This is a genomic window from Aeromicrobium changchenzhani (assembly GCF_057586615.1).
This window is the reverse complement of record NZ_CM172480.1, coordinates 693,574-708,942: the sequence shown is the minus strand read 5'-3', so window position 1 is coordinate 708,942 and position 15,369 is coordinate 693,574. Positions and strand designations below refer to the sequence as shown.

General features: G+C 62.2%; 15 protein-coding genes and 1 riboswitch. Of the genes, 8 read left to right on the top strand and 7 right to left on the bottom strand.

Going from position 1 to position 15,369, the window contains the following annotated elements; genetic code table 11:
• Positions 1–7: 7 nt before the first annotated feature.
• Positions 8–132: riboswitch (SAM riboswitch) on the bottom strand.
• A 99-nt stretch (positions 133–231) separates the two neighbouring features.
• The 4 genes from AC2YB9_RS03680 to AC2YB9_RS03665 all read right to left on the bottom strand — a co-directional run bounded on the left by AC2YB9_RS03680 (position 232) and on the right by AC2YB9_RS03665 (position 2,947).
• Positions 232–1,158: a hypothetical protein gene (locus AC2YB9_RS03680; protein WP_487267405.1), complete on the bottom strand. Its 927-nt coding sequence runs from the start codon at positions 1,156–1,158 to the stop codon at positions 232–234.
• A gap of 109 nt (positions 1,159–1,267) precedes the next feature.
• On the bottom strand, positions 1,268–2,065 hold the full coding sequence (otsB, locus tag AC2YB9_RS03675; protein ID WP_487267404.1) for a trehalose-phosphatase: 798 nt from the start codon (positions 2,063–2,065) through the stop codon (positions 1,268–1,270).
• 8 nt (positions 2,066–2,073) lie between these two features.
• The gene (locus AC2YB9_RS03670; protein ID WP_487267403.1) at positions 2,074–2,637 is read right to left on the bottom strand and encodes a LytR C-terminal domain-containing protein; all 564 of its coding nucleotides are present in this window, start codon (positions 2,635–2,637) and stop codon (positions 2,074–2,076) included.
• A gap of 13 nt (positions 2,638–2,650) precedes the next feature.
• Positions 2,651–2,947 carry a DUF3263 domain-containing protein gene (locus AC2YB9_RS03665; RefSeq protein ID WP_487267402.1) on the bottom strand — a complete coding sequence of 99 codons (297 nt, stop codon included), beginning with the start codon at positions 2,945–2,947 and terminating at the stop codon, positions 2,651–2,653.
• A 53-nt stretch (positions 2,948–3,000) separates the two neighbouring features.
• Between AC2YB9_RS03665 and AC2YB9_RS03660 the strand changes: the two genes are divergently transcribed.
• The 5 genes from AC2YB9_RS03660 (at position 3,001) to AC2YB9_RS03640 (ending at position 8,964) form a co-directional block, all read left to right on the top strand.
• A complete protein-coding gene (locus AC2YB9_RS03660; protein ID WP_487267401.1) occupies positions 3,001–3,975 on the top strand; it encodes a Gfo/Idh/MocA family protein in 975 nt (324 codons plus the stop codon).
• A 64-nt stretch (positions 3,976–4,039) separates the two neighbouring features.
• Positions 4,040–5,515 (top strand): alpha,alpha-trehalose-phosphate synthase (UDP-forming), encoded by a 1,476-nt coding sequence (locus AC2YB9_RS03655; protein WP_487267400.1) that lies wholly within the window; start codon positions 4,040–4,042, stop codon positions 5,513–5,515.
• 103 nt (positions 5,516–5,618) lie between these two features.
• Complete coding sequence (locus AC2YB9_RS03650; protein ID WP_487267399.1) at positions 5,619–6,953, top strand: MFS transporter; 1,335 nt, start codon at positions 5,619–5,621, stop codon at positions 6,951–6,953.
• On the top strand, positions 6,943–8,358 hold the full coding sequence (locus tag AC2YB9_RS03645; RefSeq protein ID WP_487267398.1) for a pyridoxal phosphate-dependent decarboxylase family protein: 1,416 nt from the start codon (positions 6,943–6,945) through the stop codon (positions 8,356–8,358). Before AC2YB9_RS03650 ends, AC2YB9_RS03645 begins: the two co-directional genes overlap by 11 nt.
• Positions 8,359–8,379: 21 nt before the next feature.
• On the top strand, positions 8,380–8,964 hold the full coding sequence (locus AC2YB9_RS03640; RefSeq protein ID WP_487267397.1) for a GNAT family N-acetyltransferase: 585 nt from the start codon (positions 8,380–8,382) through the stop codon (positions 8,962–8,964).
• Between the two features lie 3 nt (positions 8,965–8,967).
• On the opposite strand, the gene AC2YB9_RS03635 is transcribed toward AC2YB9_RS03640, so the two are convergent.
• On the bottom strand, positions 8,968–10,182 hold the full coding sequence (locus AC2YB9_RS03635; RefSeq protein ID WP_487267396.1) for an MFS transporter: 1,215 nt from the start codon (positions 10,180–10,182) through the stop codon (positions 8,968–8,970).
• A 48-nt stretch (positions 10,183–10,230) separates the two neighbouring features.
• On the opposite strand from AC2YB9_RS03635, the gene AC2YB9_RS03630 reads away from it, so the two are divergent.
• The 3 genes from AC2YB9_RS03630 (at position 10,231) to AC2YB9_RS03620 (ending at position 13,244) form a co-directional block, all read left to right on the top strand.
• Complete coding sequence (locus AC2YB9_RS03630) at positions 10,231–11,385, top strand: MFS transporter (protein WP_487267395.1); 1,155 nt, start codon at positions 10,231–10,233, stop codon at positions 11,383–11,385.
• Entirely contained in the window at positions 11,382–12,047 is a 666-nt protein-coding gene (locus AC2YB9_RS03625; protein WP_487267394.1) for a uracil-DNA glycosylase, read from the top strand. The genes AC2YB9_RS03630 and AC2YB9_RS03625 overlap by 4 nt, the downstream gene beginning before the upstream one ends.
• Before the next feature lie 63 nt (positions 12,048–12,110).
• Entirely contained in the window at positions 12,111–13,244 is a 1,134-nt protein-coding gene (locus AC2YB9_RS03620) for an AI-2E family transporter (RefSeq protein WP_487267393.1), read from the top strand.
• Position 13,245: 1 nt separating this feature from the next.
• Here the strand turns inward: AC2YB9_RS03620 and AC2YB9_RS03615 are convergent, their stop codons facing one another.
• Both AC2YB9_RS03615 and paaK read right to left on the bottom strand, forming a co-directional pair.
• Positions 13,246–13,893 carry a hypothetical protein gene (locus AC2YB9_RS03615; protein ID WP_487267392.1) on the bottom strand — a complete coding sequence of 216 codons (648 nt, stop codon included), beginning with the start codon at positions 13,891–13,893 and terminating at the stop codon, positions 13,246–13,248.
• Between the two features lie 95 nt (positions 13,894–13,988).
• Positions 13,989–15,296, bottom strand: a complete 1,308-nt coding sequence (gene paaK, locus AC2YB9_RS03610) for a phenylacetate--CoA ligase PaaK (protein WP_487267391.1) — start codon at positions 15,294–15,296, stop codon at positions 13,989–13,991.
• Positions 15,297–15,369: the final 73 nt, after the last annotated feature.

Sequence of the window (15,369 nt, the reverse complement as noted above, 5' to 3'; positions counted from 1 at the left end):
AGCCTCCTCGTCATCTTCCCCGGATCGACGATCGTCCGGGACGGAATTAGCACCTGCTGTCCGAAACATGTGGTCTCGGACTGGTTGCTGGGGTTTCAGCGGGCCGTATCCCTCTACCCCTCGTGATGAGCAAGATCAACATTAGCCGTCGTCTCACGATGCATCTGCACGGTCCACATCGTGGTCACCCTCGCTTACGTCATAAAGAACGAGGGCCATAGGCCTCAATCGTTATGACGCAAGCGACGATCGCCAACCGCCGGCTGTAAGCCCTTGCCGGATCTGACGCATGAACTCAGCTTCGGCGACGCGCATCCCGAGCAGCGGGATCCGGAGCACCACATCGGCATCGAGCGTGATGTCGTTGTGCCGTATGGCATCGGCCACGACCGCCCCGGCCGACAGGTGGTGAATCCCGTCGATTTCGACGACCAGCCGAAATGCCAGCCAATAGACGTCGAGGTAATAGCTTCCCGATGAGCCCTTCCTGATCACTTGACGATCTGGTGTCGGCAAGCCATTACGTCGACAGAGTCGTAGGAAATCCAACTCCCCAAGCGACTCGCTGCCGCCCATCAGATCGAGGATCACAGCGCGCAACATTTTCAATCGCTTGTGACGCTTGACCGCCAACAAGGCGACGCCGATCGATTCGGCGGTCGTGATGCGCTGCTGAACCGTCATCGCCAGGATTGTTGCCGCCTGCCGATCGCTCCGCGCCCACAGTGCTGCTCTGACCGCAGCGACCGGTGGCCGGACGCGCGGAACACCTGCACCGATAATGTCATCGCGGTGGAGCCGCCGCGTCTGTCGAACCATGAGTCGGTTGCGCCGCACGGCCGGAGCCCCGCGTGGCACCGATACGCAGATCAGGTCAGCCGTCCACCCGACCAGACCAGCCGCAACCAACGCGCTGTCCCCGTCGATAGCAGAACGCGGCCCGGCCTCAAAGACAGCAAACCAGCGCATCGCGGCCGCATCGAGATCCCCGGTGTGCGCGGCGATCGTCTGGCGGCCGTGCGCCTTCCATCGGCCGGCATTGAGTTGGGCCAGGATCTGCCAGCGGGTCATACCGGCGGCTAGGACCTGGCGCCGTGAGACCACGCCACTCTGAGCATGAGCCAATTCGCGCACGGTGCGTAGGATCCGGGCCGACATACTCTCATCGTGTCGACGATTCAGCCGAACCGAAACCCCTAAGTCTCAACCCTGTGGACATCGGGCCATAGGCCTCAATCGTTATGACGTAAGCGGCGTTTGGCGCTATTTAAAGCTCATCGGCCAGGGTCTCAAGCCACACGGCTACGGCATCTGGCCCGTCGAGGACAATGTCGGCCAGGTCGATCAGCGCATCTTGCTCACCCGAGGCCGAGCACAGCAGCAAACCGGTGATGCCGCTGTCTTCGAGCTCACGAACAGCGCGGAACGCCGGCAGATCACCGAGATCATCGCCGCCGAAGATGACGTGCCGGGCGCCTGTCGACACAACCAGCTGGCGCAACACATCACCCTTGTCGATCACTGCCGTACGCAATTCAACGACCTGCCGCCCCGGTTCGAGGTCAAGACCGAAATGCGCCGCCAGCGCCGCTAACTCCGGCGATAACCGATTCAGCACGGCCGGGTCGAGACCGCGCGTATGCAGAGCGATCGCAAGGCCCTTGTCCTCGATTCGTACGTCGGCAGCCTCGTGGTCGGCCAACCAGACAGGGAGCGCGCTGGCAAGTTCGGCCATGACATCAGGCCGGGGCGGCTTGACCACGGTGCCGGAACTGGCGTCCCAGTGTTCAAGCCCGTACTGACCAAAAATCTGCAGCCGTTCCAATCCGTCACGCCCGGCAAAGCCGCCGAGTTGAAGGGCCTGCTCGACCGGTCGTCCGGTGATGATCGCAAGGTAGCCGAGCTGTTTGCCCAATCGGCCGAGTGCCTCAACCGCGCGCTCATGGGCATACGCCTGCGTCGGATCATCGACAATGTGCGCCAGCGTGCCGTCGAAATCCAAGGCCAGAAGGGTCGAGCCAGGTTCGGCGATAATCGCATTACGGACAGCAAGTTGTTGCGGCATAGGCATGATTATTGCTGGCCGGACAATACGAGCGTCAGTTGGTCGCCCTGCATCGTCTCGGTGGCTGGCCGCACGCGGTTGAAACCAAGGTCTTTCGCCAAGAGTTCGGCCTGCTTTGCATAGCCCGCAGGGTAGTAGACCGTGTTCGCCGGAATCTGGCCGCGCCAGTTTGTCGTGCGGCTGACCTGCCAGCCAACCGCCTCTGCCTTGGCGGCCACGGTCCGGGCAAGGCCTGGAGTTGACGTGTTGTTGTAGACCCCGATCGGAATGTCTCGTGCGACATCATCGGCCGGCCGACCGGTCGTCGCCGATGCTGATGGTTTCGGCGCAGATGGTTTCGGCGCAGATGGCGTCGCGGTCGGGGCCGTTGACGGCACCGCGGTGGTTGGTGCAACGGTCGCCGAGGGCTTCGCCGTTGGCTTATCGCTTTCCGTCGTGCTGGTGGTGACCGATCCCCCGATCAACAAGACGACATAGAACGCTGCAGCTGCAATGCACACGAGCGCGCTGACGATGATCGCCCAGCCCGGCAGCGTCAGTGACTTGCCAGCTGGTGTCCTGCGGTGATCCACAATGCCGGACCGGTCAGAGCTCGATGCCCAGTCGGCGAGCCGATCGGCTGCGCTGACGTTTGTCGCGCAGGCGACGCAGGCGTTTGACCAACAGTGGGTCGAAGGCAAGTGCTTCTTCCCGGTCGATCAGGGCGTTGAGGACCTGATAATAACGAGTCGAAGACATGTCGAACTTGTCGCGGATCGCCTGCTCCTTCGCGCCGGCGTATTGCCACCAAAGGCGTTCAAGTGAAAGGATCTCCCGATCGCGCTCGGACAGGGACTCTGCGGCGGTGGCCGTTCCCGACTTCGGCTTCTCGACAGCGTTCATACAAGGGATCCTAGAGCATGAATAACAAACATGTCATTTGAGATGATGGATTCATGGAAAATCTTTTGGCGCCGCTCGCTCCGATTCGCTGGGGGATATTGGCCACGGGCAAAATTGCGAAGAAATTCGCCGACGATCTCGCTTTGGTGCCGGCCGCACAACTCGTCGCCGTCGGCTCGCGCGACCTCAGCAACGCCGCGTCATTTGCCGCCCAGCACGGGGCCGAGCGCGCATACGGGACGTATGCGGAACTGGCCGCTGATCCCGATATCGATGTCATCTATGTTGCCACGCCGCACAGCCGCCATCTCGATGATGTTATGACCTGTTTCGAGGCCGGCAAGGCAGTCCTGTGCGAGAAGGCGCTGACGCTCAATGCGGCTGACAGCAAAACTCTGGTCGAAGCGGCCCGGTCACGCGGATTGTTCTTCGCCGAGGCGATGTGGATGCGGACCAATCCCAATGTCCGACGGATCCAAGCGATGGTTGCGGCCGGTGCGCTTGGCACGGTCGGCCAGCTGCGCGCCGAACTCGGCTTCGTCGCTGAGCCTGGACCTGGACGACTCTGGGATCCAGCGCTCGGTGCCAGCGCACTCCTCGACGTCGGCATCTATCCGCTGACTTTTGCCAATCTGATCCTCGGTCCGCCAAGCAAAATCAGCGCAGGCGCCGTGTGTTCAGATCGCGGGGTCGACATCAACGGTGGCGCCACGTTGACCTACCCGAGCGGATCGGTCGCCAGCATTGCCTGGACGCAGGTCGCTTGGTCGGACAACCGCGCCGCGATCTCCGGCGACACCGGCCGAATCGAAATTCCTTCGCGCTTCCATGAGGCTAAAGGATTCTCCTATGCCCACGGCGCTGAACTCGACGAGTTCGCCGATCCGATCATCGGCCGTGGTTACGCGCACGAGATCATTGAGGTCGGCGAATGCTTACGTGCCGGCCGAACGGAGTCGCCTCTTCTGCCGCTGCACGGCACACTCACGATCATGGAACAGCTGGACGAAATTCGTGCCCACTTTTGATCGATCACATCGCTCACGGGCAGGTTTTTCGCACTTGTCACGGCGCTGCCACTAGGATCGGAGTATGAGTCCGGCCGCCGCCACGCCCGCGAGCAAATCATCACGTCGCCGGACCAAGCCGCGCAGTGCGTCATTCGTCGTCGTTGCCAACCGTCTTCCGGTCGATCGTGACATCAGCGAAGCTGGCACCGTCCAATGGCGCAAGTCACCCGGCGGCCTGGTCACCGCGCTCGAACCGGTCATGCAACGCAACGGTGGGGCTTGGATTGGCTGGCACGGTCAGCCCGACGAGAAGTTGGAGCCATTCCAGTACGATGGCCTCGACCTCATACCGGTCCATCTGACCGCGTCTGAAATCGAGGAATACTACGAAGGATTTTCCAACGCGACGCTGTGGCCGCTTTATCACGATGTCGTGGCGCACCCGGAGTTCCACCGTGAGTGGTGGGATGCCTACGTCAGAGTCAACAAACGCTTTGCTGAACGCACCGCGCAGGTGGCTGCCAAGGGGGCCGTCGTCTGGGTGCAGGACTACCAATTGCAACTCGTGCCGAAGCTGCTGCGCGAATTGCGGCCCGACCTGCGGATTGGCTTCTTCCTACACATTCCGTTTCCGCCAACTGAACTCTTCCAGCAACTTCCATGGCGCCGCCAGATTCTTGAGGGACTGCTCGGCGCGGACCTCGTCGGTTTCCAGTTGCCGGGTGCAGCGCAGAACTTCGTGCGCCTCGTACGCCAACGCGTCGGCTACAAGACGCATCGCGACACGGTCTACCTGCCGGACGGCCGATCGGTTCTGGCCAAGGCCTATCCGATCTCGATCGATGCTTCGGGCTTCGAGGAGTTGGCCCGCCGGCCCGAAACGAATGCTCGCGCGGCCGAGATCCGACGCAGTCTTGGCAACCCCAAGCACGTGCTCCTGGGGATCGACCGGCTCGACTACACAAAGGGCCTACGCCAGCGGCTCCGTGCGTTCGGCGAACTCATCGCAGATGGCCATCTCGACGTCGAAGACGCGGTATTCATCCAGGTGGCAACCCCGTCACGTGAGCGAGTCGACCAATATCGGATCCTGCGTGATGACATCGACCGTCTTGTCGGCCGCATCAACGGGGAGGTCGGCACGATCGGCCGCCAGCCCATCACCTATCTGCACGCTTCCTATCCGCGCAACGAGATGGCCGCGCTCTACCGCGCCGCCGATGTCATGGTCGTTACCCCGCTGCGCGACGGCATGAACCTCGTCGCGAAGGAGTACGTCGCCTGCCGTTATGACAATGACGGCGCCCTCGTGTTGTCCGAGTTCGCTGGCGCTGCGGCCGAACTCAAGGGCGCCTACATGGTCAACCCGTACGACATCAACGGCACCAAGAGTGCTCTGCTCCAGGCAATGCGTTCGGACGATCGCGAACGCCGCCGGCGGATGAAAATGATGCGCAAGCAGGTCATCGAAAATGACATCGACCGGTGGGCCGATAACTTCCTCTCCGAACTGACCGCCGAACGTGACCCGCACGAGAAGCGTCTCCGCCCGGTCTAAGCTCCGCTGAACAGACCGCCCTGCGCCCACGGGAGCAACTCCCATAGGCATGTCGGGACCAGTTCCGGCCGACAAAGACCTGCGAACGTGATTGAGTGACCGGGTGAGCGAAGAACTGACCGGCCGGGTCCGGCGTGGGTACGGCCTTGGCAGCGTCGCGACTGGAACCTTCGGCACCGTTCCAGGCCTGCTGCTCCTGCCCTATCTGACCGATACCCTCGGCATCGCGGCCGTCGTTGCCGGCTTTATCGTGTTCGTGCCCAAGGCCTGGGACGTCATCCTCAATCCGATAGCGGGCCGGATCAGCGACCGAAGCGAGTCGCCACAAGGACGACGCCGACCGTTCCTGCTGCGCGGCGGACTGGCGCTCGCCATCTGCTTTGCATTGTTGTTCGCGGGGCCGACCGGCTCGCCCGTCGCTGGCGGCATCTGGGTGGTCGTCCTGTTCCTGGCGTGCGCGACGGCATACGCGTTCTTTCAGGTCCCCTACGTCGCGATGCCGGCCGAACTGACCCTTGACTACGCCGAACGCACGAAACTCATGACGTGGCGTGTCGTCATCTTGGCGCTGGCGATCCTGGTCTCGGGCGCCACCGCGCCAATCGTCGTGCACGCATTCGGCGGCGATCCGACTGCTCGCGGCTATCGGCTGATGGGGATCTACATCGCCATGCTCCTCGTCGTCGGGACGCTCGGCGCCTATTTCGGCACGGCGAAAGCCCCCGAGCACGTCGCCCCGACCGCAACCGGTTCCCTGCGCCAACAGTTGTCCGTTGTGTCGGCATCGCGTCACTTTCGCATGCTGCTCGGCACGTTCATCCTTCAGGCACTCGGTGTCGGTGCAATGCTCGCGGGCGTTGCCTACGTCGCGAAAGATCTGCTTGATTCTGCAGCGGCATCGACGATTCTGTTCGTCGCATTCATCGCACCAGCGCTTTTGGTCACGCCGCTGTGGGAGCGTTTCGCCCAGACTCGTGGGAAGAGGTCCGGCTATTTCTTGTCGTCGGGATTCCTGGTGGCCGGTGCCCTCGGGCTGTTCTCCGCATACGGCGGCTTCGTCGCTGGCGTGTATGTCGCGGCCGCCCTCGCCGGTATCGGGTACGCAGGTGCGCAGGTTTTTCCGCTCGCCATGCTGCCCGATGTGGCCGCCGACGACGCCCGCCGTTCGGGCGAGAACCGCATCGGCGTCTTCACCGGGGTCTGGACCGCAGGAGAAACCCTCGGTATGGCGCTTGGGCCAGGTATTTTCGCACTGATTCTGGCCCTGGGCGGTTATGTCTCCTCGACCGGCGATGCGGTCGCCCAACCCGACAGCGCATTGACCGCGATCAGTATCGGCTTTTCGATCCTGCCGGCCGTCCTAATCGCGCTCAGCCTCCTCGTATTAAGAAATTATCAACTCGACGCCGAACTCCAGAGGGAACCGAATGAGCACTGAAGACCTACTCGCCCGCCTCGAAACCCTGCGTGCCAACGACCTACCCACGCACGGTGGCCGCACGCTCGCGTATGTGTACGACTCCGGGCTCGCCGAGGCCGATGCGCTCGGCAAGCAGGCGCTTGCGATGTATTCATCAACGAACGGTCTCGACCCAACTGCCTTTCCGAGTCTGTTGGCCATGGAAAAAGATCTCATTGCGTTCGCTCGTCCGCTGTTCCACTCCCCCGATGGCGTCGTGGGGACCGTGACATCGGGCGGCACCGAGTCGATCCTGCTGGCGGTCCAGTCCGCGCGCGATGCCCATCCCGACATCACCAGCCCGGTCATGATCGTGCCGACGACCATCCACGCAGCCTTCAACAAGGCCGCACATTATTTCGGTGTCGAGCGAATCTCCGTCGATGTCGATCCGGTGACCTATCGGGCCGATGTCGCTGCCATGACAACGGCAATCAACGCATACGAGGGGCGCGTTGTCCTTGTCGCGGCGTCAGCACCCTCATACGCACAAGGCGTCATCGACCCGATCGAACAACTGGCGGCTGTGACCTCGGCCCGCGGACTTCGCTTCCACGTCGATGCCTGCATCGGCGGCTGGGTGTTGCCGTGGGTCGACAGCGCGCCCGCTTGGGATTTCGCTGTCGACGGCGTCACCAGCATCTCGGCGGATTTACACAAGTACGCCTACACGCCCAAGGGCATATCCCTGCTGTTGCACCGATCGCCCGAACTCCGTCGGTCGCAGTTCTTCGCAAGCGCCGACTGGCCCGGCTACACAATGCTCAACGCCACCACGCAGTCGACCAAATCCGGCGGCCCGCTGGCGGCCGCTTGGGCCGTGGTCAATCTGATCGGCATCGACGGCTACCGCAGTCTGGTGGCCAAGACGATCAGCGGCACACGCCAACTCGCAGATGGAATCGCCGCGATTGAGCATGTGGCACTGGTCGTGCGTCCCGACACAACACTTGTCACATTGTCGGCCGATACCAGCTGCGATGTCTTCACCATCAGTGATCTGATGCTGGACCGCGGCTGGTTCGTGCAACCACAAATGAGTTTCCGCGGCATGCCGGCCTCACTTCACCTGACCGTATGCGCCGCAACCGCCGATAGCGTCCCGGAGTTCTTGGATGCGCTGACCGAATCGGTTGCCGCCGCCGTGACCGTCGGCCCGATCGAAGTCGCGCCCGAACTTGCCGCCGCGGCACAGGCGATCGATCCGGCGACGCTTGACGATGCCGCCTTCGACGGACTGCTGCACATGGCCGGATTAGGTGGCGACGGTGGCGAGGTGACTGCACCGGAGCGAATGGCACCGGTCAACGCGCTGCTCGATGTCGCGCCGCCGCAACTGCGCGAGGCTCTGCTGATCGCTTTCCTCGATCGACTGACCCGCTGAGCCATCGACTACGTTTTAGGTATGCGCAACAGCGAATGGTTCGATCGACCAGAATTGTCCGGCAATCTAGTCCGACTCGTCCCGTTGCGCGCCGACCATGCCGTCGGTGTTCTTGCCGCGGCTGATGACGATGCAGTCTTCGACTGGCTGCCATTTGGTCGGCCGCACGACCTCGCCGCCGCCGAGGCTCTCGTCGAGCACTATCTCGCCAATCCGGAGTCGATCGTCTGGGCTCAAATCGATAAGAGACGCAATCAGGTGGCCGGCCTAACGACCTACTACGACATCGGTCCTGAACTCCGCACAGTTGCGATCGGCAGCACCTGGCTGGGTCGCGACTATTGGCGGACCGGTCTCAACACCGAGGCAAAGTTGCTACTCCTGACCCGCGCCTTCGAGACGCTCAACGCCGCCCGCGTGGTCTGGCACACCGATATCAACAACACCCGCAGTCAGGCCGCGATCGAACGCCTCGGTGCTCAACGCGAAGGCGTCCTGCGCAAACACCGCATCCGTCCCGACGGGAGTTGGCGCGACACCGTCACCTACTCGATGCTCGACGACGAGTGGCCAGCTGCGAAAGAGGCTCTGACTGCGGTGCGCTGAGGCTCAGGCGCTGACGCAGGCGAGAGCGGCTTTCCGCAAGGTCTTTTGAAATGCCAGCGAGGAGAAGAAGGCCAGGCCACCGGCGACGACGGTCACGGCAAAAGCCGGAGTATGCCCACCGCCATCGGCCAATCGACCGGCAATCGAAGACCCCAGCGCGTACCCGACCCCGGTCGCTCCGGCCAACAGGGTCATCGCTGTGCCGACCCGAGAGGCCGGGACGATGGCTCCGCCGAGCGCAAAGTTGCTGATCATATATGGAGCCACCGCGAAGCCCATGCAGCTGACGGCCGCGATGAGCGGCCCGATCGTGTCGACCAAAAGCAGTGGCGATGACAATACGAACAGCCCTGCGGCGGCCACCAGCGCACGCTTCTCATAGCCAATTGAAGCTGGCAGCCCGGCGACGGCAAGCCCGGCAATCACACTCCCGATCCCCAGCGTCGAATGGATGATGCCGGCGAGGCCCGGCTGCCCTTCGCTCGTGGCCAGGACCGTCGCGCCGGTCTGGGTTGCACCGAAAATCATGCCGACGAAAACTTGAGCGAAGAGCAGGACCACAAAAGCGAGCGTGACGACCGCACCTGTGCTGATCTGTCCCTTCGATTGTTGATACGTCAGATCCGCAGTCGGATGAATCGCGAACCACGAACCGAAAGCGATCACCATTACCGCGGCGATGATGAGCGCAGCGCCCGGATCGGCGAGGACTGCGAGGACACCGACCAGCGCCGGGCCGAGCACGAATGATGCCTCATCGGCTGCACCCTCATACGAGAATGCAGCATCGACGAGTCGCCGTTGATCACCAGCATCGCGCGTGATCGGTTGCCAACGCACGCGTGCCAGCGGACCAACCTGCGGCATCGCGAAACCCGCGGCAGCGGCAATCGCGATTGACACCGGCGCGGAAGACTCATGTGCCGACACAACTAACGCGACCAGTCCCAGCCCACCGAGGATGGATTGAACGAGCACCACCGGGCGTTGCCCAATGCGGTCGGCAAGCCCGCCGGCGAGCGGAGCACCAACGGCATTTGCGACGGCTAATGCGCCGGCCGCAGCGCCGCCGAGCGCATACCGGCCGGTCGTCGTGCTGAGCAGAATAAGTGTGCCCATCTGGCTCATGGCAAGCGGAATCCGCCCGAGGAAAGCTACGACGATGTAGGCGGGTCCGGTGATCCGCATGAGTTCGCGGTAGGAGGCAATGGCTGACACTTTGAGACAGTCTAGTGGCCAAGTCGCGCAGCGAGTTACGCTCACCCTGTGCCGAACACGAGAGCGAGAAAGGCGACCTTTGCGCTATTCGTCCTGAACGGATTCGTACTCGGCATGTGGGTCGTCAATATCCCCGAGATCCGTGAGCGGGCCGACATCAGCACCACCGTTCTCGGCTACCTGTTATTGCTGATTGGGGTCTGCGCGCTGGTCGGTATGCAGTTGGCTGGCCGCCTGACTGACCGTTTCGGCAGCCGCGCCGTCTCGACAGCCGCCGGGGTGTTGTTGAGCCTCACGCTGTTGGGCCCCGCATTCGCACAGAGCCTCATACCGTTGGCGATCGGGCTCGGTCTACTCGGTTTCTGCAATGGCATGATCGACATCGCCCAGAATGCGCAGGCGGTTGAGGTGGAACGCACCTTCGCTCGACCGATCATGAGCGCCTTCCACGCCTTCTTTTCCCTCGGCAATCTGCTCGCCGCAATCGTCGGCGGTGTGATGATTGGCTTGGGTGTCGACATCAGGGTGTCGCTATCGGCTGCGGCGCTCACAGGGATCGTCGTGATCCTGCTGGTACAGAGTTCGCTGTTGCAGGTCGGCACGGTTACGCCCGAGCACGAAGGACTGCGGGCACCGTGGACGAGCAGGGTGCTCATCCTCGGCCTCCTCGCGTTCGCGCTGATGTTGTCCGAAGGGGTCGCATACGACTGGAGCACGGTCCATCTGCACGATTCGCTCAACGCCTCGAAGACGATCGCGGCCTGGGCGTTTGGCGCCTTCGCGATCACCATGACGGTGATCCGATTGATCGCCGACCGGATCGTCCACCGGATCGGCCCGGCGCGTTATGTCCAGATCGCCGCACTGATCGGCGCCACAGGCATGATCGGCGTCGCGTTGTCCCCCACCGCTCCGCTGGCGATTGCCGCTTGGGCGGTGTTCGGTATCGGGCTGGCTGGCTGTGTCCCCCAGTTCTTTAGCGCCGCCGGCAACCTTGATCAATCAGCTTCGGGAACATACCTCGCCAGAGTCGCCGGGTTCGGCTATGTCGGCTTGCTCGCCGGACCAGCGATCATTGGCATTCTCACCGATTGGGTTCCGTTAACGACTGCCTTCGTTGTACCGATAATTTGTTGCTTGGCCGGTGGTCTGCTTGCGCCAACCGCATTGCGACCCCGAGCGGCGAAGGAGACGACGGTATGAATCTGCCCGACCTCGTCGCCCCTGACTGGGCCGAAGCACTCGCGCCGGTAGCCGACGGCATCACCAAAATGGGTGCATTTCTCCGCGCCGAGATCGCCGCCGGCAATGCCTATCTCCCAGCAGGTGAGGCGATCTTGCGTGCTTTTGCCGAGCCGATGGCTAACGTCAAAGTTCTGATCACCGGCCAGGACCCGTATCCCACCCCGGGACACCCCATGGGTTTGTCATTTTCGACAATGCCGGATGTACGACCGCTACCGCGAAGTCTCACCAACATCTACCGCGAATTGAACGACGATCTCGGCCTACTGCCAGCGGTCAGCGGTGATCTGACCCCGTGGGCAAAGCAGGGTGTCTTGTTGCTGAACCGGGTGCTCACCGTTCGCCCCGGCGCAGCAGCCAGCCACCGCGGCAAGGGTTGGGAGGCCATCACCGAGCAGGCAATCCGTGCCCTAGTTGCCCGCAAGCAGCCGCTCGTCGCGGTTCTGTGGGGCCGTGATGCACAAAGTCTTGCACCTATGCTCGGCAACACTCCGCGCATCGAATCGCCGCATCCCAGTCCGCTGTCGGCAACCAAGGGGTTCTTCGGGTCGCGGCCGTTCAGCCGCGCCAACCAACTCCTTGTCGAGCAAGGCGCCCAGCCGATCGACTGGGCACTCTGATTAGCGCCAACGACGTCGGCGTCAAAGCATCAAAAGTTGAGCAAACTCGTTAGGCTAACCCGTGTGACTGATCAGAAGAAGACACGCGACCGGGCCGTCGTCATTGACGACGGCTTCGCCTACATGCAGCGCTGGAGTTTGCGGATCGTGGCGATCGCGGCAGCGATCTTCATCCTCGCGTGGGCCATTGGCCACATGTGGGTGGTCTTCTTTCCCGTTGCTATGGCCTTGATCGTGTCAACGCTGCTCGCCCCGCCGGTCACCTGGTTGCGCAAAAAGGGTTGGCCCTCCGCCGTCGCTGCCACAACTGTCGCCCTCGGTTTCATCGGAATGCTCGTCGGCGTGATTGCGATTCTCACCCCGCAGGTCGCCGGTCAGTCCACAGAGATCGCAAGCGGCGCTTCCGACGGACTGCAAAAAGTCCGCGACTGGCTCACCGATGGTCCGCTCGGCCTGTCCGACGGACAGATCAGCAGCGCAATCACCGCGCTGCAGGACAAGATCCAGTCCAGCGCCACGACGATCGGAACTGGCGTATTCTCCACAATCGGTGCCGCGACGTCCGCAATCGTCAACCTGGTCCTGATCCTCATGCTGACGTTTTTCTTCATCAAGGACGGCCACAGGTTCTTGCCCTGGCTCAGAAACCTCAGTGGTCAGCGCGCCGGCGACCATACCGTTGAGGTGTTCAGCCGGGTATGGAACACGCTTGGTGGCTTCATCCGCACACAATCACTCGTCGCTCTCATCGATGCGCTCATCATCGGTACAGGCATGGTCATCGTCGGCGTCCCATTAGCGATTCCGCTAGCCGTCGTGACCTTCTTCGGTGGCTACATTCCCATTGTCGGCGCGTTCGTCAGCGGCGCGCTGGCGGTGCTCGTCACGCTGGTGACAAATGACCCCAAGGACGCCATAATCGTCCTGCTTGTCGTGATCGCCGTGCAGCAACTCGAAGGCAATGTCTTGTCGCCGTGGCTGCAGGGCAAGTCGATGAATCTGCATGCCGGGATCGTCCTGCTTTCGGTCACTGCCGGTGGCACGCTATTCGGCATTACCGGCGCTTTCTTAGCCGTTCCCGTCGCCGCGTCGGTCGCCGAATTGCTGCGTTATATCAATGAACGGATCGATGCCGGCGTGGATAAGGACGCGCCGTATGAGGACGCTACTGCGGCCGAAGTGGACGCGGTGGGCTGAGTCAACCGGCGACGCTGAGGCTGACCTTCGGGCCGAACGTTCCGCCCACGGTCCAGAGGCTGTCGCTCACTTCCAGTTGATAGTCGCCGGCGGCCAGATTGGCCAATGCTGCCGACGCCTTTCCCGAGGCATCTGTGGTGACCCGCCGATTGATGACTTCGTTGTGCGATGCGTCGAAGACCTTAACCGTCACGCCACGACGTGGGCCCCACATCAACAGCGAAACAACCACGTCCTGACCGGCTTTGGCCTTGCTCTGCACAGATACCTGCGGCGCATAGTCCCGAATTGCCGTTACTGCGACGGGAACCTTCGCGGTTTTCTGCTTCCGCTGCCCAGTATCGGTGGCGCCAATGACAAACAACCCCTGCTGATTGGCTGGCGTCGGGCAAGAAAAAGTCTTCTTGTTCGAGCGGTAGTTGCAGGTCAGAATCTCGTGGGTAGCGAAATCCTGCATGGCAACGACGATCTTGCCGCTGGGGTTGAGGACTTTTCCGGTAATTGCTTGCCCCGGACCAACGGTCTGGGTCGAGGCCTGTATGTCGAGATCACTGCCGGTGGCGAGGCTACATGCCGCCATGAGAGTTCCGGTCGCGAAGATCGCGGCAACTGTCTTGCCGAGTAACAATTGTCCTCCCGACGCGGTCATAAAATAGGGCGGGGATCGGCCAGCCCGCAAACCATTCTATGCCCGCCAGCCGAACGCGAACCGGCGCACCAGCCAGGCGCGGGGGCCGACCCCGGTCATCGAGCTTGCCGATTGTCGACGATGCGTTTCATCTTGCCGACGGAGCGTTCAATCGAACCGACGTCCACAACATCGACTATCACGGTAACGCCGATCGCACTCTTGACTAGTCGCCGGAGCCTTTCGCCGGCCGCTGAAGCCGCGGTCATTGCTACCGATTCGCGCCGTTCGACCAGCACCGTCAGATCGTCCATCCGGCCGGTCCGCGTCAAAACGCACTGGAAATGCGGCGACAACTCTGGCGTTCGCAGAATCAACTCCTCGATCTGCGTCGGGAAGAGGTTGACGCCACGCAGAATGATCATGTCATCGCTGCGGCCGGTGACCTTCTCCATCCGGCGCATTGTGCGTGCCGTTCCGGGCAGCAACCGGGTCAGATCACGCGTCCGATAGCGGATGATCGGCATCGCCTGTTTCGTCAGCGAGGTGAAAACCAACTCACCATCCGCACCGTCGGACACCACGTCACCGCTGGCCGGATCGATGATCTCGGGATAGAAATGGTCTTCCCAAATATGCAGGCCGTCCTTCGTCTCGACGCACTCATTTGCAACCCCCGGGCCCATCACTTCAGACAGACCGTAAATGTCGACCGCATGCATGTCGAGGCGCCCTTCAATCTCGAGCCGCATGTCATTTGTCCACGGCTCAGCCCCAAAAATCCCCACCTTCAACGAGGTCGTCCGCGGGTCGACACCTTGCCGCTCCATCTCGTCGATGATGCTGAGCATGTATGACGGCGTCACCATGATGATGTCCGGCTTGAAATCGGTGATGAGTTGCACCTGCCGTTCGGTCATCCCGCCCGAGACCGGTATGACCGTGCAGCCCAATGCCTCCGCACCGTAATGCGCGCCAAGTCCCCCGGTGAACAATCCGTAGCCGTAGGACACCTGAACGGTGTCACCGCGCCGTCCGCCCGAAGCACGGATGCTGCGCGCCATCAGGCTCGACCACGTCGCAATGTCCTCGGCGGTGTAGCCCACGACTGTCGGTTTGCCGGTCGTACCCGAGGACGCGTGGATCCGCGCCACCTGATCTTGCGGCACCGCGAACATCCCGAACGGATAGTTATCGCGCAAATCAGCCTTGGTCGTGAAGGGAAACTTCGCCAGATCAGCGAGCTCGCGGCAGTCATCTGGATGCACTCCCGCCGCATCGAACGCCCGCCGATAATGATCGACATGATCGTATGCATGGTGCAGCGACCACTTCATGCGTTCCAGTTGTAGCGAACGCAACTCATCGATCGATGCGGTCTCGATCGGCTCAAGATCGCTGGGGTTGGGCGCAAGGTCATACATGGCGCCAGCATAATCCGATTACTGACCATTTGGTAAGTATGTGCACGAGCATCGTTCGGTGTGGGATTCTTGG

Coding starts and splice junctions, on each gene's coding strand:
- AC2YB9_RS03680 (WP_487267405.1), bottom strand. CDS start 1,158: ATGTCGGCCCGGATCCTACGCACCGTGCGCGAATTGGCTCATGCTCAG.
- otsB (WP_487267404.1), bottom strand. CDS start 2,065: ATGCCGCAACAACTTGCTGTCCGTAATGCGATTATCGCCGAACCTGGC.
- AC2YB9_RS03665 (WP_487267402.1), bottom strand. CDS start 2,947: ATGAACGCTGTCGAGAAGCCGAAGTCGGGAACGGCCACCGCCGCAGAG.
- AC2YB9_RS03660 (WP_487267401.1), top strand. CDS start 3,001: ATGGAAAATCTTTTGGCGCCGCTCGCTCCGATTCGCTGGGGGATATTG.
- AC2YB9_RS03655 (WP_487267400.1), top strand. CDS start 4,040: ATGAGTCCGGCCGCCGCCACGCCCGCGAGCAAATCATCACGTCGCCGG.
- AC2YB9_RS03645 (WP_487267398.1), top strand. CDS start 6,943: ATGAGCACTGAAGACCTACTCGCCCGCCTCGAAACCCTGCGTGCCAAC.
- AC2YB9_RS03640 (WP_487267397.1), top strand. CDS start 8,380: ATGCGCAACAGCGAATGGTTCGATCGACCAGAATTGTCCGGCAATCTA.
- AC2YB9_RS03625 (WP_487267394.1), top strand. CDS start 11,382: ATGAATCTGCCCGACCTCGTCGCCCCTGACTGGGCCGAAGCACTCGCG.
- AC2YB9_RS03615 (WP_487267392.1), bottom strand. CDS start 13,893: ATGACCGCGTCGGGAGGACAATTGTTACTCGGCAAGACAGTTGCCGCG.
- paaK (WP_487267391.1), bottom strand. CDS start 15,296: ATGTATGACCTTGCGCCCAACCCCAGCGATCTTGAGCCGATCGAGACC.